Genomic DNA, 22,313 nt, shown 5'->3' on the forward strand with positions numbered 1-22,313 from the left:
TCCCTGCACATCGCTGTGCTCCGGTCGGGTCCGGTGAATCGATCGTAACCGTATCGCACCGCCCCGGCCGGAGCACAGGAGGAAGTCTCTAGACGACGCCGAGCTGCCCCTGGCGGGCGATCACGGCATCCCGGATCGAGCGGAACAGCGGATGCTCGGGATCGAGTCCGGTGACCTCGGCGGTCAGCGCCGTGGCGTCCTCGTCATGCAGCCTCTGCTGCAGTTCCACAGCCTGCGGATCGGCCGGTTCGACGAACTCGAGTGCAGCCGACACCGCGGCGACGAGCCCCGCTGTGGAGAGGCCGCGCTCGCTCGCCATCGCGGCGGGGCCGATGAAGCGCTCGTGGCGGGAGAGCTTGCGCAGCGGCTGACGACCGACGCGGTCGACGCTGTCCTCCAGCTCGGGGTTGCGGAAGCGCTCCAGGATCTTCGCCCGGTACGCGGCGAGATCGGCCGGGTCGAGCCCGTGCTCGGCCGTCAGGACGGCAGAGGTCTCCTCCAGGGCGGCTTCGACGCTTCTCGCCACATCGGGATCCGCCAGCGCCGCGGCGATCGAGGTGGCCCCGACGCGGGCGCCGAAGTAGGCCGTCGCCGCGTGGCCGGTGTTGACCGTGAAGAGCTTGCGCTCGATGTACGGAGCGAGATCGTCGACGAAGTGCGCCCCGGGGATCGACGGACGGTAGTCGCCGAAGGGCCCCGCCTCGATCGCCCACTCGACGTACGGCTCCACCGTGACGTCGACGCCCTGCCCCGGCGCCTGAGCGGGAACGATGCGGTCGACGGCGGTGTTCGCGAACACGGCCTTCGCCAGCAGCTCCGCGGCATCCACCCCCGCGGCCTTCTCGACCTCCGCACGCAGCTGGTCGGTGGCGCCGATCGCGTTCTCGCAGGCCATGATCTGCAGCGGAGGAGCGTCCGCGCTGCGGCGACGGAGCCCCGCGACGATCGACGGAGCCACGAATCGCAGCACCGTGGGGCCGACGGCGGTCGTCGCGATGTCCGCCGTGGAGAGCTCGTCGGCGACGGCATCCGGGTCCAGACGGCTGTTGACCGCCCGGAAGCCGGTGACGACGTGATCCACTCCGCCGGGGCCGGCCTCGTGCACGGTGTACTCCGAGGCCGCGTTGATCGCGTCGACGAGCTCGTCGGCGACGTCGGAGAACACGATCTCGTACCCGCCGTCGTGCAGCAGCAGTCCGACGAATCCGCGGCCGATGTTGCCCGCGCCGAAGTGGACCGCCTTCATCAGGCGTTCACCGCCGAGAGGAGGGCGTACAGCTCGTCGGCCGTCTGCGCCGCCGCGAGCTTCGCGACCTCGTCGTCATCGGAGAACAGGATCGCGATCTGGGAGAGGATCTCGAGGTGCTCGTCGCCCTTGCCGGCGATGCCCACCACGAAGTTGGCCTGCTCTCCCGCCCAGTCGACTCCGCCGTCGTAGCGCACGACGGACAGGGCCGACGCGAGGATCTCGTCCTTCGTCTCGTTGGTGCCGTGCGGGATCGCCAGGCCGTTGCCCATGAACGTGGACACGGTCTCCTCGCGCTGACGCATCGCCTCGACGTAGGCGGGCGTCACCGCGCCGACGGAGACGAGGATGTCGGTGGCCTCCTGGAGAGCCGCCTCCTGCGAGACGGACCCCGCGTGGATGCGGACCTGTCCGGGGGTGAGAACGCTCATGGTGTTTCCTTTCTGAGTGTGGTGGCGGGGCGGGTGCCGCAGCATCCGCCCCGCCGGTCTGTCACGCGTCGGAGGCGCGCTGTTCCTGGACCATCTCGACGACCTCTTCGTACTTCGGAGAGTTCATGAAGTTGTCGACGGAGACGTGCAGCGAGTTCGGGGACTGCGCCTTCGCGCGGTCGGTCAGCTGCTGCTGGGTGATGACCACATCGGCCGTGCCGTCGAGGTTCGCGATCGCCTGGTTGATGATCGTGAGGTCCTCGATGCCCGCCTTCTTGAACTTGTTGCGCAGCACGCTCGCGCCCATGGCGGAGGACCCCATGCCGGCGTCGCACGCGAACACGATCTTCGAGATCGGAGCGGCGAGCGTCGCGGTCGTCGAGGACTCGGACGTCGCGGTTGCGGTGGCGCCGCGCAGCGCGTCCATCGCCGCCGAGGACTTGCCCTTGTTCGCCTCGGTCTGCGCGATGGCTGCGCCGAAGTTGTCCTCGGCCTCGAGATCCCGCTTACGAGAGGCCCGAAGGATGACTGCGGTGAGCAGGAAGGTCACCGCAGCGGCGAGCAGCACGGACAGCAGCACGATGAGCACGTTGCCGACGCCGCCGGCGGCGGGGTTGGATGCCGCGAAGAACACGGCGATGATGCTGCCGGGAGCCGCAGGGAACGAGAGCCCGCCACCGAGGACCATGTTGGTGGTGACACCAGTGGCGCCGCCGGCGATCAGCGCCAGGATCGTCATCGGCTTGCTGAGCGCGTACGGGAAGTAGATCTCGTGGATGCCGCCGAAGAACTGGATGATCGCCGCGCCCGGAGCAGAAGCCCTCGCCTCCCCGATGCCGAAGAAGGTGAATGCGAGCAGCAGTCCGATACCGGGCCCGGGGTTCGCCTCGATGAGGAAGAGGATGGACTTGCCCGTCTCCTCGGCCTGCTGCAGGGCGAGCGGGGTGAAGACACCGTGGTTGATCGCGTTGTTCAGGAACAGGACCTTCGCCGGCTCGACGATGATCGAGAGCAGAGGAAGCAGGCTGTGGCCGACGAGCCAGTCCACGATGCCGCCGAGGAAGGAGCTGATCGCGATCATGATCGGCCCGAAGGCGAAGAACCCGGCGATCGCGAGCAGCATTCCGAGGATTCCGGCAGAGAAGTTGTTCACCAGCATCTCGAAGCCGGCCTTGATCTTGCCTTCCCAGATCTTGTCCATCTTCTTGGTGAGCCACCCGGCGAGGGGCCCCATGATCATCGCGCCGAGGAACATCGGGATGTTCGTGCCGACGATCACGCCCATCGTGGCGATCGTCGCCACGACGCCCCCGCGCTCGCCGTAGACCATGCGGCCGGCGGTGTTGGCGATGAGGAGCGGAAGCAGGTAGGTGATCATCGGGCCGACCAACCCGACGTACTGCGGGAAGGTCGTGCCGTCCTCGGTCGTCGCCAGCGCCGTCATCGCCCCCTGCCAGCCGATGAGGTCGGCGTTTCCAAAACCGCCGAGGATGTCGGACACCGGGTGCCAGTTGCCCAACCACCCGACTGCGATGAAGAGCATGGTGATGAAGCCCCAGGCGATGAATGCCGCGATGTTCGGCATGATCATGCCCGAGAGGAACGTGCCGAAGCGCTGCACGCCCGTTCGGAGGCTGCGCGTTGTGGCAGCCGGTGACGTCGTCGTCATGATGGTCTCTTTCAGTGTTGAGGGAGGGTAGCCGCGAGGGTGGTCACGGCGGTTCGGGCGGATGCCGCATCGTCTGCGGCGAGGGCGGCCTCGGCGAGGCTGCGCGCCTCGTCGAGGGTGCGGGTGGCGAGGATGCGACGGACGTCGGCCAGGGCCGACGGAGCCATGGAGAGACTCGTCGCTCCCAGGCCGATGAGCACGACGGCGAGCAGCGGATCGGCCGCGGCCTCTCCGCAGATCCCGACGGGCTTGCCCAGCCGGGCGCCGGCGGCGCCCACCTCGCGCACGAGGCGCAGCACGGCGGGGTGCCAGGGGTCCTGGAAGCCCGCCACCGAACCGAGCAGGCGGTCGGCGGCCATCGTGTACTGTGTGAGGTCGTTCGTGCCGATCGAGGCGAAGTCCGCGTGTGCCAGGACCCGATCGGCGAGCAGCGCGCTCGACGGCACCTCGACCATCACTCCCGCCGTCTTCAGGCCGTACTCACGCGCGAGGGTCGTGAAGTACACGGTCTCCTCGACGGTGGCGACCATCGGCGCCATGACCCAGAGGTCGGCGTCGGTCTCGGCATCCGCCTCCGCGAGTGCCGTGAGCTGCTCGCGAAGGATGTCCTCGCTGGCGCGCAGAGCACGCAGGCCGCGAAGCCCCAGTGCGGGGTTCTCCTCGTGCGAGTCGTTGAGGAACGCCAGCGGCTTGTCGGCGCCCGCGTCGAGCATCCGCACGACCACCTTCTTGCCGGGGAACGCCGCGAGCAGCTCGCGATAGGACTCGCGCTGCTGCGCGATCGTCGGAGCTTGCGCCGAGGAGAGGAACAGGAACTCCGTGCGGAAGAGCCCGACGCCCTCGGCCCCGCGCGCGACGGCATCGGCCGCGTCTGCAGGCTTTCCCAGATTCGCCAGCAGCGCGATGCGCGTGCCGTCGGCGAGGGCGCCGGGAGTCAGTGGTGCCGCATCCGCCGAGAGGCGTGCGGCGGCGCGCTCGGCGGCGCGGGTCTTCTCTTCGTCGCTCGGGTCGGCCGTGACGATCCCGGCTGCGGCGTCGACGATGACCGTCTGGCCGGTGGCGAGGTCTGCGGCCGCTGCGGCGCCGACGATCGCGACGATGCCCTTCTCCCTGGCCAGGATCGCCGTGTGGGACGTGGGTCCGCCGTCGAACGTGACGAGGGCGAGCACCTTCTCCAGGTCGAGCAGAGCGGTGTCAGCGGGAGCGAGGTCGCGGGCGACCAGGACGAACGGGTGACCGGGATCGGGCACGCCGGGGGCGTCGACCCCGCGCAGCCGCGCGAGCACCCGCTGGGCGATGTCGTCGAGGTCTGCGGCGCGCTCGCCGAGGTAGCCGCCGACAGCCTCCAGAGTCGCTCGGAAGCCGGCGAAGGCGTCGTGCACAGCCCACTCCGCGGTGCCGCCGGCGTTCAGACGCTCGTCGATCTCGTCCTGGAGGGTCGGGTCCTCGGCGATCATCGCCTGGGCCTCGAGCACCTCCTGCGCCGATCCTCCTGCGGTCGCGCCTCGGGTGGTCAGCTCCTGCGCCACGGCGGCGACGGCCTCGCGGGCGCGCGTCCGCTCGGCGTCCGCGCCGAGGGTGCTCGTGGTGTTCTGCGGCGCGGGCATGGCCTCCGTCATGCGCACCACGGGGCCCTGGGCGACGCCCAGGCCGATCCCGACTCCTCTGAGCTCGGTCATCCGGCGCTCTCCTGGTCGTGGTCGGTGGTCAGCAGCTCCGTGAGCGTGTCGAGCACGCCCTCGGCGTTCTCGCCGTCCGCGGTGAGGGTCACGTAGTCGCCGAACTCGATCGCCAGGGCGATCACCCCGAGGATGCTGGCGGCGTTGACGGCCTTGCCCGAGTCCTTCGCGATCGTGACGACGATGCCCGAATCCTTCGCCGCCTGGGCGAACAGCTTCGCGGGGCGGGCGTGCAGGCCGTGGGATGAGCCGATCCGTACGGTGCGTGTGGCGGTCATGATCTTCCTTCCGAAGAGGTGCGGTTGTCAGCGAGGAGGGCGCGGACGAGCGCGAGCGTGCGGCGCCCGTCGCGGTCGGAGAAGACGTCGTCGGGGAGCACGGCGACCGGCATCGGCAGGACCTCCTGCAGATCGGCGGCGCGGTCCTTCAGATGCGGTCCGACGAGGATCAGGTCGGCGCTGGACTCGGTGACCGCCTGAGCGGTGCCCGCGGAGGTCCCCCAGTCGAGCCCCGCAGCCTCGGCCGCGCGGCGAAGACGCTGCGCGACGAAGGTGCTCGACGCGCCTGCACCGCAAATCACGAGGATCTTCATTGATTCCGCCTTCCTGAGAACAGTCTGTGAGCCGATGGGGGTGCGCGGCCAACACGAACCTTTCCGCCCCCGCGGAACGTCGCCTTCCGCCCCTGGCTCCCCGGATGCTGACATCATGGGATGCGCGGGACAGGGCCGTCACCCGCGAGTGAGGATCGGAGGAACATGTCGCGCCAGCGCCAGGACCAGCTCCTCACCACCCTGCTCCGTCATGACACCTGGGTCACGGCGGCGAGTCTCGCCGATCAGGTCGGCGTCACCCCGCGCAGCATCCGCTCCTACGTGGCGGCTCTCAACGCGAGAGTCACCGGCGCGGACGCCGTCGAGTCGGGTCCCGCCGGCTACCGGGCAGGGGCATCCGCACGCGATGCTCTCCGCACCCGCACGGGCGCCGAGAGCACCCCACGGCATCGCCTGCACGCCGTGGTGCGCATGCTCCTGGACGACGCGGGCGGAATCGACGTCTTCCAGGCCGCAGACCGGCTGCACGTCAGCGAGGCGACGCTCGAGGCCGATCTCACCAGGGTGCGCGGCCTTCTCGACGGTTCAGGGCTCTCCCTGGAGCGGGACCGCGAGCAGGTGAGGCTCCGCGGCTCGGAGGAGGCGCGGCGCCGCCTGATCAGCAGGCTCGCCCACGACGAGTCGGATGCCGCGTCCTTCCATCCCGAGGTGTTCCGCACCGCGCTCGTCGGCAACGCGGTCGACGCGAGTGCCGTCGGGCCGTTCAAGTCCGCGCTGGTCGACGAACTGGGAGCGCTGGGCTACTTCGTCAACGAGCTCGCGATCTCCGACGTGCTGCTGCACATCGCCATCGCGGCCGACCGCGTCGCGGCGGGGCATGCGCTCGCCGCGGAGGCGGAAGGGGTCCGCGACGAGATACCCCAGGTCGGGAGAGTCCTCGCCCGCCTCGCCGAGGAGCACTTCGGCGTGCCGCTCGGCGACGGCGACAGCGCCCACCTGGCCTCGCTCGTGCTCACGCGCGTCGTCGCACCCGGCGACACGGCCACCAGAGACGTCGCACGCAGCGGCGTCGAGCCGCGCGTCGAGCGGGCCGTGCGCGAGGAGCTGCAGCGGGCGGCATCCGAGTACCAGCTCGACCTCGTCGATGACACCTTCGTGCTCCGGCTCGCGCTGCACATCCAGAATCTGCTCCGCCGCGCCGAGACGCAGGCGCTGTCGCGGAACCCGCTCACGCGGTCGCTCAAGTCGACGTATCCGATGATCTTCGAGGTCGCGGTCTCGATCGCGAGCGGGCTGCACGACCGGGTGGGTTCGCCCATCCACGACGACGAGATCGCTTACATCGCCATGCACGTCGGCGGGCGACTGGAACGCAGCCGTGCGGCGGCGTCGATCCTCACCGCGACCATCGTCTGCCCCGGCTACTACGAGCTGCACGAGCTGCTCCGCTCCAGTGTCGACCGGTCGCTGGGGTCCTCGATCGAGGTGACCAGCGTCGTGACCAGCGTCGACCCCGACTGGGCGTCCTTCGGGACCGACCTGGTGCTCAGCACGATCGAGCCGGGGATCGCGGGGGAGCGGTTCGTCCGCATCCACCCGTTCTTCTCCGACACCGACGCCGAACGCGTGCAGCAGGCGGCGGCGAGGCTCAGGAGAGCGAGGCGTCTCAACAGGCTCCGCGAGGAGCTGTCGCGCTACTTCGACGCCGAGGCGTTCGTGCACCCTCTCCCCGACGAGGGCGAGGAGCAGATCATCCGCCGCCTCGGCGATCGGCTCGTGCGCAGCGGACTGATCGGCGAGGACTACGTCGAGAACACGATCGTGCGCGAGCGCATGTCGTCCACGGCGTTCACCGACGCGCTCGCCGTCCCGCACGCGCTGCAGATGACCGCGACCCGCACCGCGATCGCGATCGGCGTCGCCGACGGATCGGTGGCGTGGGGCGACGGCCGCGTGCAGGTGGTCGCCCTCGCCGCGTTCAGCGAGAGCGACCGCGCTGCATTCCAGACCGTGTTCGAGCAGCTCGTCGAGGTCTTCAGCGAACGCGAGAGCGTGCAGAGGATCGTCCGCAGGGGTACGACGTTCGAGTCGTTCCTCGACGAGCTCGTCTCCGTCATCGACGGCTGACGGTCACCGATCTCGAGGGTCGAGCACGGCCGCCATCGAGTCGAGGAGAGCGGCGGATGCCGGGGCATCCGCCGTCTCCAGCTCGACGACGTCGCCCTCGCCGAGGGCGAGGTCCATCACCGCGAGCACACTGCTCAGGTCGGCCTCCGCGCCCGCAGCCGTGCGGACGATCACAGGGTGCGCGGACGACATCGCCAGCCGCGCCAGCTCGGCCACAGGGCGCGCGTGGATGCCGTTGTGGGCGCTGATCGTGATCCGTCTGGTCTGCATCGTCACCACCGCCGGCAGCTCAGGAGCGGTCTCCGAGCAGCGCGCGGACTCCCGTTTCGAGGTCGGCGACGGCCTGCGCCGCCGCGTCGGCGGTGTCGCCCTTCGCGTCGATGTACACCTTGAGCTTCGGCTCGGTGCCGCTCGGGCGCACGATGACACGCGACCCGTCGGCGAGCCGGTAGCGCAGCACGTCTCCGGAGGGTGCCCCCGGTGCGGCCAGGAGCAGGTCCTCGGCGGAGGCGATCGCGTGCGAGCCGATCTGGGTCGGCGGCAGGGTCCTCAGCGAGAGCATGACGTTGCCGATGACGGAGAGGTCGTCGACTCGCACCGACACCTGGCCGCTGGCGAAGTGCCCGTAGGTCTCGCCCAGCTCGGCGAGGAGCGTCGCGATGGTCGCACCCCGCTCGCGCGCCTCTGCCGCAAGGCCGAGGATCGCGATCGCCGCGGAGATGCCGTCCTTGTCGCGGACGGTCTCCGGGTTCACGAGGTAGCCCAGCGCCTCCTCGAATCCGAACGCGATCCCCGGTGCGCGGGAGATCCACTTGAACCCCGTGAGCGTCTCATGGAAGTCCAGTCCGTGATGCGCCGCGATGGCGCCGAGGCCGGGGGAGGACACCAGCGAGCACGCGAGGGACGCGCCGGGCGTTCCGGCCGCCGCGCGTGCCGCACGGGCGCCGAGCAGCAGCCCCACCTCGTTGCCGGTGAGGCGACGCCAGCCGCCCTCGGCGGTCTCATCGGGGATCGCGACGGCGAGGCGATCGGCATCCGGATCGTTCGCCAGGATGAAGTCCGCCTGCACGCGACGTGCACGCGCGAACGCCAGATCCATCGCGCCCGGCTCCTCCGGGTTCGGGAAGGACACCGTGCGGAAGGTCGCGTCGGGGTCGAGCTGCTCGCCGACCACCATGGGCTGCGGGTAGCCGGCGACGCGGAGGATGCGCGAGAGCGTCTCCCATCCGACGCCGTGCATCGCGGTGTAGACCCAGCGCAGGCCGGTCGCCGACGAGGGCGCCGGAGCGACGGCCGCGGTGGCCTCGACATACGCCGTCACGACGTCCTCACCGGCCGTCTCGTACGCCGACGACCGCGGAAGGGCCTTCACGTCGCCGGCATCCGCGATCCGCTGGATGTGCGCGGCGATCTCCGCGTCGGCGGGGGCGACGATCTGCGATCCCTGATTCCCGCCGCCCAGGTAGACCTTGTAGCCGTTGTCGTTCGGCGGGTTGTGGCTCGCCGTGACCATGACCCCGGCGTCGGCGCCGAGGTGGCGCACCGCGAAGGCGAGCACGGGCGTCGGCAGCAGACGGGGGAGCAGGATCGCGCGCAGGCCGGCCCCGGCGAAGATCTCGGCGGAATCCGTCGCGAACACCCGGGAGTTGCGTCGGCCGTCGTAGCCGATCACGACGGTCGGCGTGCGGCCATCGGCCTTCTCGCGCAGGTACGCGGCGAATCCCGCGGCGGCCTGGGCGACGAGCACCCTGTTCATCCGGTTGCTGCCCGCTCCGAGCTCGCCGCGGAGCCCTGCGGTGCCGAAGGCGAGCCGGGCGCCGAAGCGGTCGGCCAGGTCGGCGGCTGCCGCCTCGTCGCCGCTCGCGGCGCGGGTGACGATGCCGGCGAGCTCGTCGCGCGTCTGCGCATCGGGGTCCTGACGCAGCCAGGCACGGGCCGTGGCGAGAAGCTCCTCGCTCATAGCGCCTCGATGACGTCGGCGAGCAGCTTGGTGATCACCGGCTCGGCGAGCTGACCGGCTTCGATGACCTCGGCGTGGCTGAGCGGCGTCTTCTGGATGCCGGCGGCCAGGTTGGTGATGAGGGAGAACCCGAGGATCTCCATGCCGGCCTGGCGGGCGGCGATCGCCTCGAGGGCGGTGGACATGCCGACGATGTGGCCGCCCATGTGCTTCGCCATCTGCACCTCGGCGGGGGTCTCGTAGTGCGGACCGGTGAACTGCGTGTAGACGCCCTCGTCGAGGGTGGGGTCGATGGTCCTGGCGATGTCGCGCAGACGCGTCGAGTACAGGTCGGTGAGGTCGACGAACGTCGCACCCTCGAGAGGGGAGTCGGCGGTGAGGTTGATGTGATCGCTGATGAGCACGGGCTGGCCGGGCTTCCAGGTCTCGCGGATGCCTCCGGCGCCGTTGGTGAGGACCATGATCTTCGCCCCCGTGGCCGCGGCGGTGCGGACGGAGTGGACGACGCGACGGACGCCGTGCTTCTCGTAGTAATGGGTGCGCGCGCCGATGACGAGGACGTTCTTGCCGTCGGGAGTGCGGATGCTGCGCAGGGTGCCGACGTGGCCCTCGAGGGCGGGCTTGGAGAAGCCGGTGACCTCGGTGGCCGGGATGGTCGCGACCGTCTCGCCGATGATGTCGGCGGCCTTGCCCCATCCGGAGCCGAGGGTGAGGGCGATGTCGTGCTTCTCGACGCCGCTCAGCCGCGCGATGTCGGCGGCGGCGGTCGCCGCCACCTCGAACGGGTTCGCGGTGGGGTCGTCGAGGGGGTTGCTGTGAATCTCGGGCATGGATCCACTCTAGGAAGGTGGAGGGCTCCCCGCCAGGATTGCGGAAGAATGGATTCCATGTCTTCCACCACTTTCGAGCGCACTCAGCGCGTCGCCGTTCTCGGCGGCGGTCCCGGCGGCTACGAGGCGGCTCTCGCCGCCGCCCAGCTCGGAGCCGAGGTGACACTGGTCGAGCGCGTCGGCGTCGGAGGATCCGCCGTCCTCACGGACGTGGTCCCCTCCAAGAGCCTGATCGCGACGGCCGACGCCGCCGTCGCCATCTCCGAGGCCAGCGACCTCGGCGTGCAGTTCTACGCGAAGGGCGAGCACGGCAAGCCGCTCAAGCCCGAGATCGCGATCAACCTCGCCGCGGTCAACAAGCGGCTCATCGCCCTCGCGGGCCAGCAGTCCGAGGACATGCGCTCCACCCTGCTGGAGGCGGGCGTCCGCATCCTTTCCGGCCACGGTCGCATCGAAGGAGCGAACGCGATCGTCGTCTCCACCGGTCAGGGCGGAACCGACTTCGACCGCGTCGAGGCCGACACCATCGTGGTGGCGGTCGGCGCCTCTCCCCGCGAGCTGGACTCGGCGAAGCCCGACGGCAAGCGGATCCTCACGTGGACTCAGCTGTACGACATGAAGGCGCTCCCCGAGCACCTCATCGTGGTCGGCTCCGGTGTGACCGGGGCGGAGTTCGCCTCGGCATACATGAACCTCGGCGCGAAGGTGACGCTCGTCTCCAGCCGCGAGCAGGTGCTCCCCGGTGAGGACCAGGATGCGGCGCGCGTCCTGGAGAAGGTCTTCAAGCGCGGGGGGATGCAGGTGCTCTCCAAGGCGCGTGCCGACCGCGTCGAGGTCACGAAGGACGGCGTGACGGTCACGCTCTCCGACGGCCGCACGGTCGACGGCAGCCACTGCCTGATGGCGGTCGGCTCGATCCCCAACACCGCGGGCATCGGGCTGGAGGACGCGGGGGTCGAGCTCACCGAGTCCGGTCACGTCCGGGTCAACAAGGTGGCGCGCACGTCCGTGCCCAACATCTACGCGGTCGGCGACTGCACGAACTTCTTCCCGCTGGCATCCGTCGCCTCCATGCAGGGCCGCACGGCGGTGTTCCACGCGCTCGGAGACATCGTCATCCCGCTCGAGCAGATCAAGATCACCTCGAACATCTTCACGGCGCCGGAGATCGCGACGGTCGGGTTCTCGGAGAAGGACGTGGAGGACGGCGTCGCGGACGGCCTCGTCTACAAGCTGCCGCTCGCCGCGAACCCGCGCGCGAAGATGATGGGCATCAAGGACGGCTTCGTCAAGCTGATCGCGCGCAAGGGATCCGGCACCGTCATCGGCGGCGTGATCGTCGCGCCGAAGGCCTCGGAGCTGATCTACCCGATCGCTGTCGCCGTCGAGCGTCGCCTGACGGTCGACCAGGTCTCGCGCGTCTTCGCGGCCTACCCCTCGCTGTCCAGCAGCATCACCGACGCGAGCCGCGCGATGCACCTGGTCAACGCGAACATCACCTGAGCGGACCGACGCCGGTACGGAAAAGGCGCCCCGCCGGAGCGGGGCGCCTTTTCCGTACCGGTGGCTCAGCTGATCGTGAGCAGCTGGTGTCCTGCGGAGACCGTGGCGCCGGCATCCGCGTTGATGTTGCCGACGACACCGTCCTTGTGGGCCTGCAGGGGCTGCTCCATCTTCATCGCCTCGAGGACGACGACGAGATCGCCCTTGACGACCTGCTGCCCCTCCTCGACCGCGATCTTGACCACTGTGGCCTGCATCGGGGACTTCACCGCGTCGCCGGAGGCGCCCGCGTTGACGGTCGTGGAGTGGCTGCGGCGCGACGGCGGAACAGCCGCGGGGCGCCCTGCCGTGCCCACGGCGGCGGCGACACGGTCGGGGAGGCTGACTTCGAGGCGCTTGCCCCCGACCTCGACGACGACCGTGTGGCGCCCGCTGGTCTCGGCCAGCGGCTCCAGCTCGCCGTCCCAGGCGGGGATGTCGTTCACGAACTCGGTCTCGATCCAGCGCGTGTACACGCCGAAGGCGCCGTCTTCCGCGGTGAAGGCCGGGTCGTTCACGACCTTGCGGTGGAACGGGAGGACCGTGGGAAGGCCAGCGACCTCGAACTCGTCGAGAGCACGGCGCGAGCGCTCGAGCGCCTCGGCGCGGTCTTTGCCGGTGACGATGATCTTCGCGAGGAGCGAGTCGAAGGCGCCGGAGACCGAGTCTCCGGCGGTGACGCCGGAGTCGAGGCGGATGCCGGGGCCGCCGAACGTCTTGAAGACGTGGATCGGGCCCGGCTGGGGGAGGAACCCGCGACCGGGGTCCTCGCCGTTGATGCGGAACTCGATCGAGTGGCCCTGGGGCTCGGGGTCGTCGTAGTCGATGGTGCCGCCGGCGGCGATGCGGAACTGCTCGCGCACCAGGTCGATGCCGGTGACCTCCTCGGACACGGGGTGCTCGACCTGCAGGCGCGTGTTCACCTCGAGGAACGACACGGTGCCGTCGGCGCCGATGAGGAACTCGCACGTGCCGGCGCCGACGTAGCCGACCTCCTTGAGGATCGCCTTCGACGACGCGTACAGCTGGCGGTTCTGCTCCTCGGTGAGGAACGGGGCCGGCGCCTCCTCGACGAGCTTCTGGTGGCGGCGCTGCAGCGAGCAGTCGCGAGTCGAGATGACCACGACGTTGCCCTCGGCATCCGCGAGGCACTGGGTCTCGACGTGACGCGGCTTGTCGAGGTACTTCTCGACGAAGCACTCGCCGCGGCCGAAGGCGGTGACCGCCTCGCGCGTCGCGGACTCGAAGAGCTCGGCGACCTCGTCGAGCTCACGGGCGACCTTGAGGCCGCGTCCGCCGCCTCCGTAGGCCGCCTTGATGGCGATGGGAAGACCGAACTCCTGCGCGAACGCGATGACCTCGTCGGCGCCGGACACCGGACCGGGCGTGCCGGGGGCGAGCGGTGCGCCCACCTTCTCGGCGACGTGACGTGCGGTGACCTTGTCGCCGAGCGCCTCGATGGCCTCGGGGGACGGGCCGATCCAGGTCATACCAGCGCCGATGACGGCGCGCGCGAACTCGGCGTTCTCGGCGAGGAAGCCGTAGCCGGGGTGCACGGCATCCGCTCCGGCACGGCGCGCGATCGACAGGATCTTCTCGATCTGCAGGTACGTCTCGGCGCTGGTGGCTCCGCCGAGGGCGTAGGCCTCGTCGGCGAGCCGCGTGTGCAGAGCATCCCGATCCTGGTCGGCGTAGACGGCGACCGAGGCGATACCGGAGTCGCGTGCGGCGCGGATGATGCGTACGGCGATCTCGCCGCGGTTGGCGATGAGAACCTTGGCGATATCAGGCATGCTTGCCAGCCTAGCGAGAAGCCCGCCGATCTATTTGACGACTCTCCACAAGAAAAGACGAGAAACGTGTCGGGGTGCTACGACCACAGCGAGGTCCACGGCACATCCAGCTCGGCGGCGAGGCGTCGCACGGTCGACAGCGACATGCCGACCACGGTCGACGGGTCGCCGTCGACGCGGGTGATGAACGCACCGCCCAGGCTGTCGACGGTGAACGCGCCCGCGACGTGGAGGGGCTCTCCCGTCGCCACATAGTCCGCGATCTCGGCATCGGTGATGTCGTCGGCGAAGGTCACGGACGCCTCGGCGACCGCCGTCGCCTCCGTCGGCACCACGCCGGGAGAGACCCGGTACACGGAGTGGCCGGAGTGCAGGATGCCGGTGGCGCCGCGCATCTCCCGCCAGCGCCTGGTCGCCTCCTCCGCCGTGTAGGGCTTGCCGTAGACGCGCCCGCCGAGCGCGAACATCGAGTCCCCGCCGATCACGAGCCCGTCGAACCCGCCCTCGGCGGCGAGCCGGTGCGCGACGTCCGCGGCCTTCGCCCTGGCGAGGAGGAGCACGAGCTCGGCCGGAGGCAGCTCCGCACCGCGCTCGGCGGCTGCCGCTGCCGCGACCGCGTCCTCGTCCACGTCGGGAGACAGGGTGAGCGGCTCGATACCCGCCTGACGCAGCAGCATGAGGCGGGCGGGGGAGGTGGAAGCGAGGCAGACGCGCATGTCCACCACCGTATCCTCGAAGAATGACTTCTTCCGCAGGACCGCTGCTCGATCTCGACATCACGGGGATCGCTCACGGCGGCACCTTCATCGCCCGCCACGAGGGCCGCGTCGTGTTCGTCTCCGATGCGATCCCCGGCGAGCGGGTGCGGGCGCGGCTCGACCCCTCGTCGACCGACGAGTCGCGCAGCTTCTGGCGCGCGGAGACGGTCGAGGTTCTGGAGCCGTCGGAGCATCGCCGACCGCACGTGTGGGCAGAGGCCGACGTCTCGCGCGACCCCGACGACCGTGCAGGCGGCGCGGACCTCGGCCACATCGCCCTGCCGCACCAGCGGACCCTGAAGAAGCAGGTTCTCGCCGAGGCGCTCGACCGGTTCGCGGGCGGTGGTATCGAGGCGCCCGAGATCGAGGCCGTCGACTCCGGCGACGGCACCGGCTGGCGCACGCGGGTGAGCCTGCACGTCGACGACGACGGCATCGTCGGCCCCTACGCCGCGCGCAGTCACCGTGTGATCCCCGTGTCATCCCACCCCCTTGCGCGGCCGGCGGTCGCCCAGGCCGCTCTCGCGCTCCAGGGTGGCAAGCCCGGCCGCATCGATCTCGTCGAGCCCGGCGACGGGCGGGTGCGGATCATCCGGCACGAGGACTCGGGGCGGATGCCGCAGCGCGGACGCCGCCGCGACCCGGAGGTCGTCTACGAGACGGTCGGCGACCGTCGCTTCCAGGTCGACGCAGGCGGCTTCTGGCAGGTGCATCCGCGTGCCGCATCCGTGCTCGACGCTGCCGTCTACGGAGTGCTCGACGGACACGTCGACGAGGCGTCCACGCATTACGACCTCTACGGGGGCGTCGGGCTGTTCGCGGCGACACTGGGCGATCTCGGCGCCACCGACGTCGTCACCGTCGAATCGAGCAAGAGGGCCACCGCCCACGCCAGCGAGAACCTCTCGAGCATCGACGCCACCGCCGTCACCGCCCGAGTCGACCGCTACCTGGCGTCGCTCCCCTCCAACGCGAACGCGGGCGCCGTCGTGCTCGACCCGCCGCGCGCTGGTGCGGGCAGGGCGGTCGTCGACGCGCTGCACGCGCTGGCGCCCGACGCCATCGCCTACGTCGCATGCGATCCGGTCGCCCTCTCGCGGGATCTCGGCACGTTCCGGGGTCACGGATGGACCGTCTCCACGCTGCGCGCCTTCGATCTCTTCCCCCATTCCCACCACTTCGAGGTGGTTGCTCTTCTCACTCGGTGACACGAGACCGTAAAGCATCTGGACGAACTCAGTAGGCTGGACGGATGAGCAGGGTCGCACTCATCGATGATCACGAGTCCGTCCGCCTCGGACTCGAGGCGGCGTGCGCGCGCGACGGCGAGCAGTCGGTGGTCTTCTCCGGCAGCACGGTCGCCTCGTACCTCGACTGGCGTGCGGCCTCAGGAGAGGCGCCGGCGGATGTCGTCGTGCTCGATCTCACCCTCGGAGACGGCACGACCGTGACCGAGAACGTCACGGCGGTCGTCAACGACGGCGCGAGCGTGGTCATCCACAGCGTGGCCGATCGGCCCGCGGCTGTGCGGGAAGCGCTCTCCGCCGGAGCTGCGGGAGTGGTGAGCAAGTCCTCCGCGCTCGACGACGTCCTCGACGCGATCCGCACGGTGGCGCAGGGCGAAGCGCTCAACAACGTCGAGTGGGCGAGTGCGGTCGACGGGGACAGGGACTTCGCCGACGCGCAGCTCTCCTCCAGAGAGCGCGAGGTGCTGCGCCTGTACGCCACCGGTCTGCCGCTCAAGGCGGTCGCCGAACGGCTGGGCGTCGCGTACTCCACCGCGAAGGAGAACATCTCGCGCATCCGCGTGAAGTACGTCAGCGTCGGGCGCCCGGCTTCGACGAAGGTCGATCTGCTCCGGCGCGCGATGGAGGACGGAATCGTGGCCGCCGGCGGTGCGCCGAGTGCCGGCTGACACGCTCAGCATTCGCGAAGCCTGGAGCAAGATCCCTTCTCCCGGCGGGGCCGAGACCGGCTTCGAGAGGTTCACGGGCAAGCGCATGGAGCGCATCCTCGCGACCGTGGCCGCAATCGGCTCCGCCGCGCTGGGGGTTCAGGCACTGATCGCCGCGCTCGCATCGTTGTCTCTCCCGGACGCTCCGCAGGTGGCGATGCTGCTGGTGGTCTTCGTGCCGCTCATCGCGATGCTGATCGCCTGTCTGATCGGACGCGGAGTCCGCACGACATCGGGCATCTTCGCGGTCGCCTACGTGCTCGCGCTCGCCGTCTGGCCCGTGGTCGTCGACCAGCGGATCAAGGTCGCCGCGGAGCAGCCGTGGATCTTCTTCCTCGTCAACGTCGGAGTGGTGGCGGCGATGCTCGCGTTCCCGCTCTGGCTCCAGTTCACTTGGGCCGCGGGGATGCCGTTCGTCTACGGCTACGTGCGCCTCGTGCAGGGCGAGTTCTCTCGGGAGTTCTGGGTGACGACCGCGTTCGATGTGTCGTTCACGCTGATCCTCGGCATCGTGATCATCTCCCTCGGCTGGATGTTCCGCTCGGTGGCCTCCGGCGTCGACGACGTCCGCGGGCGGGCGGTGTCGGCCTATGCCGCGGCCGCAGCGGCAGCCGCGGCGGAGGAGGAGCGCGTGGCGATGTCCGCGCTCATGCACGACAGCGTGCTGGCCGCACTGATCGCCGCTGAGCGCGCGGAGGGGGAGCGCGCCAAGGATCTTGCCGTCGCCATGGCTCGGGAGGCGCTCACGAGGCTCGCCAACACCGAGGCGGCCGTCGCCCAGGAGGGCAGCGACGAACCGGTCGCCGTCGCGCAGATCGTCGCGGAGCTGCGCAGAGCCCTCTCCGAGCTCGGCGCCGATGCGATCGTCGAGGAGCGCGGCGGCATCGGGCTCCTTCCAGGGCGCGTGGCACGGGCGCTCGTCCTCGCCGCGAGGCAGGCGCTCGGCAACTCCGTCACGCACGCGGGCGGCAGGGGGCTGCACATCATCGCCGAGGGGCGCGGGGACGAGGGGATCCGGGTCACGATCAGCGACAGCGGCCCGGGGTTCGACATCGAGGCGATCGGGGCCGACAGACTCGGCATCCGCGCGTCGATCCTCGCGCGCATGGCCGGCGTCGCCGGAACCGCGTCGATCGACTCCGGTGAGGCCGGCACGGTCGTCACTCTCGGCTGGGAGCGCTCATGAACCGCACCGTGCGCAGTGTGGCGACGCTGCTCGCCGTTGGCTTCGCGATGTACTTCGCTGCCAGGGGGGTGTGGTGGATCGAGCAGCCCAGCGCGCCCCTGCTGATGGTCGCCGCGATCGCGGTGTACCTCGTCGTCGTGAACATCGCGATCCTCTGGGGTTCGGCCACGACCGTGCGGATGCCGCTCTGGGCGGGTGTCTCCGCGGCGGTGTCGAGCTTCCTGATCCCGAGCCTCGCCACCCATTCGCTGGACGCCGCCTACCGCACGGCCCCGTTCGCGACGTGGTACATCGGCGGCATCGGGCTGCTCGGCGTCGTCTGCATCGTCCGTCGACGCTTCCTCATCGGATGGATCACGCTGCTGGGGCTCGTCGTGGTCTCGTCGATCCATCTGGGTCTGCTCGTCTCGCTCTCCCTGGGGCTCGTCGGGTCGATCATGTGGGTCGTCGTGGCGCGGCTCCTCGTGCTGTTCTGGGATCGGGCGATCCGCGACACCGAGAGACTGGCCGACATCCAGCAGGCCGTTTCCGCATGGCATGCGACCCAGCAGGTCCGTCAGCGCGAACGGCGGCTTCGCACCCAGTTCGCTCTGGCCGTCGCCGGTCCGGTGCTCAGCCGCACGGTGGCCGCGCACGGCGACCTCACGGAGGAGGAACGCCTCGAGGCGAGGCTGGCCGAAGGGCGGCTCAGGGATGAGCTCCGCGGGGCGGATCTGCTGAACGACGCGGTGCGCGACGCGATCGCCGACGCTCGGCGCCGGGGCGTCGCGGTGACGGTGTTCGACGAGGGCGGTCTCGACGAGATCGGGGAGGAGCGTCGCGCCGAGATCCGCGATGAGCTCGCCAGGGTGCTCGCGGATGCTCATGCCGATCGCGTCATCGTCCGCGCCGCACGCGACGAGAGAGTCGCGGTGACGGTCGTGGGCCGTGCCAGCGCCGGCTCGTCGAGCGACGACGACTCCGTCGATCTCTGGCACGAGATTCCGCGAGACCCGGCGGCGCGATAACGGCGCCCCCATCTCGGCTCTGATCGGGGGAGGGGGTCAGAGCCGAGAGTGAAGAGAGTGGGCGAGGGGCGGCGAAGCCGCCCGCCCCTCGCCGTTGCGGCCCAGTTACCCGAAAACTGTCCGCTGGTGGCCGATCATCGTCTGTCTACCCTGGGACAGAGAGACCAGCCGAACGCGAAGCGTCCCCCTAAGTCTCTCCCTTCGGGGAAACGTTGTCTGTAGGTATTTTGGGGGACACGAATCGGCGGCGGATGCGGAAGGATAGGACGATGGGCATACGCCGAGGTACGAATCTCCCCCGCATGGGTGACTTCAATCAGTCCGTGATCCTGGAGGCGATTCGTCGTTCCGGTGAGGGGCTCAGCAGGATCGAGCTCGCCGACGCCACGGGCCTCTCGGCGCAGACGGTGACGAACATCACGCGGCGACTGCTCGAGGATGGTCTGATCACCGAAGCAGGGCGCACGATCAACGGACCAGGGAAGCCCCGGATCACCCTGCGCCTGGTCGCGGACAGCCGCTTCTCGATCGGCATCCACCTGGATCCGGCCGTGATCACCTTCGTGCTCCTTGATCTCACCGGATCCGTCGTGCGCCGCCGGGTCGTCCGGACGCCCGCGAAGGATCCGCGACGGATCGTCGATATCATGGCGCAGGCCGTGGACATGCTGATCGCCGATGCCGGTGTGGCTCGCGAGGATGTCGCAGGCATCGGCGTGGCGGCGCCTGGGCCGCTGGACGCCGCCAAGGGCACCGTCATCGATCCTCCGAAACTGCACGGATGGCACCGGGTCCCATTGCGAGCCGTCCTGGCGGAGGCGACCGGATTCGACGTGACTCTGGAGAAGGACACGACGGCGGCCGCGGTGGGGGAGCTGTGGACCGGCCACGGGCCCGCCGACGACTCGTTCCTGTTCGTGTACCTCGGAACGGGGATCGGAGCGGCCCTGGTGCGCGACGGGGACCCCGCGCGCGGCTCGACGCGGAACTTCGGCGAGATCGGGCACATCATCGTCGACCCCGACGGACCGTCCTGCCTGTGCGGGATGCGCGGGTGCGTCGAGGTGGTGTGCACCCCGCAGGCGATCGTCGAGCAGGCCGAGCGCGCCGGAGTCTTCGTCGACGACCGGGAGGGCAGCGATGTCGAGGCCGTCGAGGCGCGGTTCACGCTGCTGTGCGAGCGGGCTGCCTCCGGTGACGAGCCCGCTCTGCAGGTGCTGCGTCGTGCAGCCGAGCATCTGACGGTGCTGATCGCGGCCCTGACCAATGTCCTCGACGTCGACAGGGTCGTGCTGGGCGGCCCGTTCTGGTCTCGCCTGGCCGAGGTGTACCTGGCCGAGATCCCGACGCTCCTGGACAGGCTCAGCGCCACGAGAGCCGTGCACACGCTCCCCGTGGACGGCACGGTGGTCGGCGATGACGTCGGCGCGGTCGGTGCGGCATGCGTCGTGCTCGACTCGGTGCTCACCCCGCGGGCGTCCGACCTCTACCTGGAGGAGTGACTTCCCCTCTGCCTGGAGGAGTGAACTCCGGCGCGAGGATCTCGACGCGTCCTCTTGACATCAATAACTCTAATCGATGTATTATTGCGTGTACGCCGATCTGGGGAGACCGCGGTATCTGATTCCGCAGTCGATTCGGCGAAAGTGTGTCTGCGTGATCCGTGGGCTGGGGGGCCCGCGGATCCGCAGACTCTCTCATGCGGACGCGGAGCGCCGCGCAGGGGATCGAGGGATCACCCCGAGAAGCGCCCCCACGGGATGTCGCGGCGCAACGGCGTGCGCAGCGATCGCTGGGTGCGCGACCAGGCGGAGACGCGGGTCTCCGCCGCGACCGCGGCTTCCTCTTCGCGTGCGTAGGCGTCGCTGACGACCGCGATCAGGGCGGCGAGCTCTTCCTCGGTCGCCGTGCCGTGCGTGATCTCGACGGTCGGCGGCAGCGATTCTGACGGATCCATCACAGCGGGATGTTCCCGTGCTTCTTCGGGGGCAGCTCCGCACGCTTGCCCCGGAGCGCTCGCAGGGCCTTCGCGATCGAGACGCGCGTGTTCGCGGGTTCGATGATGCCGTCGATCTCTCCGCGTTCCGCGGCGAGGAACGGACTCGTGACGCTGTACGTGTACTCGTTCGCGAGGCGCGTGCGCACGGCCGCGACGTCTTCGCCGGCCTCTTCGGCCTTCTTGATCTCGCCGCGGTACAGGATGTTCACGGCGCCCTGGCCGCCCATGACCGCGATCTCAGCCGTCGGCCAGGCGAGGTTCACATCGGCGCCGAGCTGCTTCGAGCCCATCACGATGTACGCGCCGCCGTAGGCCTTGCGCAGGATCACGGTGACCAGCGGCACCGTCGCCTCGGCGTAGGCGTAGATGAGCTTGGCACCGCGGCGGATGACGCCCGTCCACTCCTGATCGGTGCCCGGCAGGTAGCCGGGCACGTCGACGAGCGTCACGATCGGGATCGAGAACGCATCGCAGAAGCGGACGAACCGGCTGGCCTTCTCACCGGCCTCGATGTTCAGCGTTCCGGCCATCTGCGACGGCTGGTTGGCGATGATGCCGACGGAGCGGCCCTCCACGCGGCCGAAGCCGATCACGATGTTCGGGGCGAACAGCGGCTGGACCTCGATGAAGTCGCCGTTGTCGACGACGTGCTCGATGACGGTGTGGATGTCGTAGGGCTGGTTCGCGGAGTCGGGGATGATCGTGTTCAGCGTGCGGTCGGCATCCGTGGTCTCCCACTCGAAGCCGCTCTCATACCCCGGGATCTCCGCCATGTTGTTGTCGGGAAGGAAACCGAGCAGCGTGCGCGCGTAGTCGATCGCGTCGTCTTCATCCTCTGCGAGGTAGTGCGCGACGCCGGAGCGGGTGTTGTGCGTCAGTGCGCCACCGAGCTCCTCCATGCCCACGTCCTCGCCGGTGACGGTCTTGATGACGTCGGGGCCGGTCACGAACATCTGGCTGGTCTTGTCGACCATGATGACGAAGTCGGTGAGCGCGGGCCCGTACACCGCGCCGCCGGCTGCCGGCCCCATGATGATCGAGATCTGCGGGATGACACCGGAGGAGCGGGTGTTCAGGCGGAAGATCTCGCCGTACTTGCTGAGGGCGAGCACGCCCTCCTGGATGCGCGCGCCGCCCGAGTCGAGGATGCCGATGATGGGCATGCCTCCGGTGAGGGCGAACTCCATGATCTTGATGATCTTGTCGCCGGAGACCTCTCCGAGCGATCCGCCGAAGGTCGTGAAGTCCTGCGAGTAGACCGCGACGGTGCGTCCGTGGATCGTGCCGACGCCGGTGACGACGGAATCGCCGTACGGGCGGTTGCGGTCCATGCCGAACGCGGTCGTGCGGTGGCGCACGTACTCGTCGAACTCGACGAAGCTGCCGGGGTCGACGAGGAGCTCGATGCGCTCGCGGGCGGTCATCTTGCCCTTCGCGTGCTGCTTCTCCTGCGCGACCTTCTCGGCGTCGACAACGGCTTCGTTGTAGCGCGCGCGAAGGTCTGCGATGCGGCCGGCGGTGGTCAAGAGTTCGGGCTTTTCCGTCACGATTTCCACCCTAGCGTCGGGGCGGGCATGAC

The 22,313-nt window shown here is 69.8% G+C and carries 20 protein-coding genes; 7 read left to right on the forward strand and 13 right to left on the reverse strand.

Translation table 11 applies throughout. From position 1 onward, the window contains the following. Positions 1-88: 88 nt before the first annotated feature. The 6 genes from MRBLWH10_RS03910 to MRBLWH10_RS03935 all read right to left on the reverse strand — a co-directional run bounded on the left by MRBLWH10_RS03910 (position 89) and on the right by MRBLWH10_RS03935 (position 5,617). Positions 89-1,246 (reverse strand): mannitol-1-phosphate 5-dehydrogenase, encoded by a 1,158-nt coding sequence (locus MRBLWH10_RS03910; protein WP_341941698.1) that lies wholly within the window; start codon positions 1,244-1,246, stop codon positions 89-91. Continuing rightward, entirely contained in the window at positions 1,246-1,677 is a 432-nt protein-coding gene (locus MRBLWH10_RS03915) for a PTS sugar transporter subunit IIA (RefSeq protein ID WP_341941699.1), read from the reverse strand. Before MRBLWH10_RS03915 ends, MRBLWH10_RS03910 begins: the two co-directional genes overlap by 1 nt. 61 nt (positions 1,678-1,738) lie before the next feature. Next, on the reverse strand, positions 1,739-3,346 hold the full coding sequence (locus tag MRBLWH10_RS03920) for a PTS mannitol transporter subunit IICB (RefSeq protein WP_341941700.1): 1,608 nt from the start codon (positions 3,344-3,346) through the stop codon (positions 1,739-1,741). An 11-nt stretch (positions 3,347-3,357) separates the two neighbouring features. Beyond that, positions 3,358-5,025, reverse strand: a complete 1,668-nt coding sequence (gene ptsP / locus MRBLWH10_RS03925; RefSeq protein WP_341941701.1) for a phosphoenolpyruvate--protein phosphotransferase — start codon at positions 5,023-5,025, stop codon at positions 3,358-3,360. Next, on the reverse strand, positions 5,022-5,303 hold the full coding sequence (locus MRBLWH10_RS03930; protein ID WP_341941702.1) for an HPr family phosphocarrier protein: 282 nt from the start codon (positions 5,301-5,303) through the stop codon (positions 5,022-5,024). Before MRBLWH10_RS03930 ends, ptsP begins: the two co-directional genes overlap by 4 nt. Further along, entirely contained in the window at positions 5,300-5,617 is a 318-nt protein-coding gene (locus MRBLWH10_RS03935) for a hypothetical protein (RefSeq protein ID WP_341941703.1), read from the reverse strand. The genes MRBLWH10_RS03930 and MRBLWH10_RS03935 overlap by 4 nt, the downstream gene beginning before the upstream one ends. Before the next feature lie 165 nt (positions 5,618-5,782). On the opposite strand from MRBLWH10_RS03935, the gene MRBLWH10_RS03940 reads away from it, so the two are divergent. Beyond that, positions 5,783-7,705, forward strand: coding sequence for a PTS sugar transporter subunit IIA (locus MRBLWH10_RS03940; protein ID WP_223586165.1), 1,923 nt, complete (start codon positions 5,783-5,785; stop codon positions 7,703-7,705). A gap of 3 nt (positions 7,706-7,708) precedes the next feature. Here the strand turns inward: MRBLWH10_RS03940 and MRBLWH10_RS03945 are convergent, their stop codons facing one another. From MRBLWH10_RS03945 to MRBLWH10_RS03955, 3 genes are read right to left on the reverse strand one after another with little or no spacing between them, the layout of a single operon-like run. After that, positions 7,709-7,975, reverse strand: coding sequence for an HPr family phosphocarrier protein (locus tag MRBLWH10_RS03945; RefSeq protein WP_146114333.1), 267 nt, complete (start codon positions 7,973-7,975; stop codon positions 7,709-7,711). A gap of 19 nt (positions 7,976-7,994) precedes the next feature. Further along, positions 7,995-9,665 (reverse strand): phospho-sugar mutase, encoded by a 1,671-nt coding sequence (locus MRBLWH10_RS03950; RefSeq protein ID WP_341941704.1) that lies wholly within the window; start codon positions 9,663-9,665, stop codon positions 7,995-7,997. Then, complete coding sequence (locus tag MRBLWH10_RS03955; RefSeq protein ID WP_105675320.1) at positions 9,662-10,495, reverse strand: purine-nucleoside phosphorylase; 834 nt, start codon at positions 10,493-10,495, stop codon at positions 9,662-9,664. Before MRBLWH10_RS03955 ends, MRBLWH10_RS03950 begins: the two co-directional genes overlap by 4 nt. A 48-nt stretch (positions 10,496-10,543) precedes the next feature. On the opposite strand from MRBLWH10_RS03955, the gene MRBLWH10_RS03960 reads away from it, so the two are divergent. Next, positions 10,544-11,998, forward strand: a complete 1,455-nt coding sequence (locus tag MRBLWH10_RS03960) for an NAD(P)H-quinone dehydrogenase (protein WP_181155917.1) — start codon at positions 10,544-10,546, stop codon at positions 11,996-11,998. 65 nt (positions 11,999-12,063) lie between these two features. Here MRBLWH10_RS03960 and MRBLWH10_RS03965 read toward each other — a convergent pair whose 3' ends face one another. Continuing rightward, positions 12,064-13,830: a biotin carboxylase N-terminal domain-containing protein gene (locus MRBLWH10_RS03965; RefSeq protein WP_341941705.1), complete on the reverse strand. Its 1,767-nt coding sequence runs from the start codon at positions 13,828-13,830 to the stop codon at positions 12,064-12,066. A gap of 77 nt (positions 13,831-13,907) precedes the next feature. Then, positions 13,908-14,546: a Maf family protein gene (locus MRBLWH10_RS03970; RefSeq protein ID WP_341942559.1), complete on the reverse strand. Its 639-nt coding sequence runs from the start codon at positions 14,544-14,546 to the stop codon at positions 13,908-13,910. Positions 14,547-14,569: 23 nt separating this feature from the next. On the opposite strand from MRBLWH10_RS03970, the gene MRBLWH10_RS03975 reads away from it, so the two are divergent. The 5 genes from MRBLWH10_RS03975 to MRBLWH10_RS03995 all read left to right on the forward strand — a co-directional run bounded on the left by MRBLWH10_RS03975 (position 14,570) and on the right by MRBLWH10_RS03995 (position 20,237). After that, the gene (locus MRBLWH10_RS03975) at positions 14,570-15,796 is read left to right on the forward strand and encodes a TRAM domain-containing protein (RefSeq protein ID WP_341941706.1); all 1,227 of its coding nucleotides are present in this window, start codon (positions 14,570-14,572) and stop codon (positions 15,794-15,796) included. A gap of 44 nt (positions 15,797-15,840) precedes the next feature. Further along, on the forward strand, positions 15,841-16,503 hold the full coding sequence (locus MRBLWH10_RS03980) for a response regulator transcription factor (protein ID WP_341941707.1): 663 nt from the start codon (positions 15,841-15,843) through the stop codon (positions 16,501-16,503). After that, a complete protein-coding gene (locus MRBLWH10_RS03985) occupies positions 16,493-17,728 on the forward strand; it encodes an ATP-binding protein (protein WP_341941708.1) in 1,236 nt (411 codons plus the stop codon). Before MRBLWH10_RS03980 ends, MRBLWH10_RS03985 begins: the two co-directional genes overlap by 11 nt. After that, on the forward strand, positions 17,725-18,735 hold the full coding sequence (locus MRBLWH10_RS03990; protein WP_223586168.1) for a hypothetical protein: 1,011 nt from the start codon (positions 17,725-17,727) through the stop codon (positions 18,733-18,735). The genes MRBLWH10_RS03985 and MRBLWH10_RS03990 overlap by 4 nt, the downstream gene beginning before the upstream one ends. Before the next feature lie 302 nt (positions 18,736-19,037). Next, positions 19,038-20,237, forward strand: a complete 1,200-nt coding sequence (locus MRBLWH10_RS03995; RefSeq protein WP_341941709.1) for an ROK family transcriptional regulator — start codon at positions 19,038-19,040, stop codon at positions 20,235-20,237. A gap of 233 nt (positions 20,238-20,470) precedes the next feature. Here the strand turns inward: MRBLWH10_RS03995 and MRBLWH10_RS04000 are convergent, their stop codons facing one another. Together MRBLWH10_RS04000 and MRBLWH10_RS04005 are read right to left on the reverse strand one after the other, a co-directional pair. Next, positions 20,471-20,692 (reverse strand): acyl-CoA carboxylase subunit epsilon, encoded by a 222-nt coding sequence (locus MRBLWH10_RS04000; protein WP_341941710.1) that lies wholly within the window; start codon positions 20,690-20,692, stop codon positions 20,471-20,473. Beyond that, entirely contained in the window at positions 20,692-22,281 is a 1,590-nt protein-coding gene (locus MRBLWH10_RS04005; RefSeq protein WP_181155916.1) for an acyl-CoA carboxylase subunit beta, read from the reverse strand. The genes MRBLWH10_RS04000 and MRBLWH10_RS04005 overlap by 1 nt, the downstream gene beginning before the upstream one ends. Positions 22,282-22,313: the final 32 nt, after the last annotated feature.

Origin of the sequence: Microbacterium sp. LWH10-1.2 (assembly GCF_038397765.1) — a bacterium.
Lineage (GTDB): Bacteria > Actinomycetota > Actinomycetes > Actinomycetales > Microbacteriaceae > Microbacterium > Microbacterium natoriense.

Bases quoted from the DNA above. Each gene is read 5' to 3' on its own strand.
- MRBLWH10_RS03930 (WP_341941702.1), bottom strand. From the start codon at position 5,303: ATGACCGCCACACGCACCGTACGGATCGGCTCATCCCACGGCCTGCAC.
- MRBLWH10_RS03940 (WP_223586165.1), top strand. From the start codon at position 5,783: ATGTCGCGCCAGCGCCAGGACCAGCTCCTCACCACCCTGCTCCGTCAT.
- MRBLWH10_RS03920 (WP_341941700.1), bottom strand. From the start codon at position 3,346: ATGACGACGACGTCACCGGCTGCCACAACGCGCAGCCTCCGAACGGGC.
- MRBLWH10_RS03970 (WP_341942559.1), bottom strand. From the start codon at position 14,546: ATGCGCGTCTGCCTCGCTTCCACCTCCCCCGCCCGCCTCATGCTGCTG.
- MRBLWH10_RS03915 (WP_341941699.1), bottom strand. From the start codon at position 1,677: ATGAGCGTTCTCACCCCCGGACAGGTCCGCATCCACGCGGGGTCCGTC.
- MRBLWH10_RS03980 (WP_341941707.1), top strand. From the start codon at position 15,841: ATGAGCAGGGTCGCACTCATCGATGATCACGAGTCCGTCCGCCTCGGA.
- MRBLWH10_RS03950 (WP_341941704.1), bottom strand. From the start codon at position 9,665: ATGAGCGAGGAGCTTCTCGCCACGGCCCGTGCCTGGCTGCGTCAGGAC.
- MRBLWH10_RS03975 (WP_341941706.1), top strand. From the start codon at position 14,570: ATGACTTCTTCCGCAGGACCGCTGCTCGATCTCGACATCACGGGGATC.
- MRBLWH10_RS03960 (WP_181155917.1), top strand. From the start codon at position 10,544: ATGGATTCCATGTCTTCCACCACTTTCGAGCGCACTCAGCGCGTCGCC.
- MRBLWH10_RS03990 (WP_223586168.1), top strand. From the start codon at position 17,725: ATGAACCGCACCGTGCGCAGTGTGGCGACGCTGCTCGCCGTTGGCTTC.
- MRBLWH10_RS03910 (WP_341941698.1), bottom strand. From the start codon at position 1,246: ATGAAGGCGGTCCACTTCGGCGCGGGCAACATCGGCCGCGGATTCGTC.
- MRBLWH10_RS04000 (WP_341941710.1), bottom strand. From the start codon at position 20,692: ATGGATCCGTCAGAATCGCTGCCGCCGACCGTCGAGATCACGCACGGC.
- MRBLWH10_RS03965 (WP_341941705.1), bottom strand. From the start codon at position 13,830: ATGCCTGATATCGCCAAGGTTCTCATCGCCAACCGCGGCGAGATCGCC.
- MRBLWH10_RS03935 (WP_341941703.1), bottom strand. From the start codon at position 5,617: ATGAAGATCCTCGTGATTTGCGGTGCAGGCGCGTCGAGCACCTTCGTC.
- ptsP (WP_341941701.1), bottom strand. From the start codon at position 5,025: ATGACCGAGCTCAGAGGAGTCGGGATCGGCCTGGGCGTCGCCCAGGGC.
- MRBLWH10_RS03945 (WP_146114333.1), bottom strand. From the start codon at position 7,975: ATGCAGACCAGACGGATCACGATCAGCGCCCACAACGGCATCCACGCG.
- MRBLWH10_RS03995 (WP_341941709.1), top strand. From the start codon at position 19,038: ATGGGTGACTTCAATCAGTCCGTGATCCTGGAGGCGATTCGTCGTTCC.
- MRBLWH10_RS03955 (WP_105675320.1), bottom strand. From the start codon at position 10,495: ATGCCCGAGATTCACAGCAACCCCCTCGACGACCCCACCGCGAACCCG.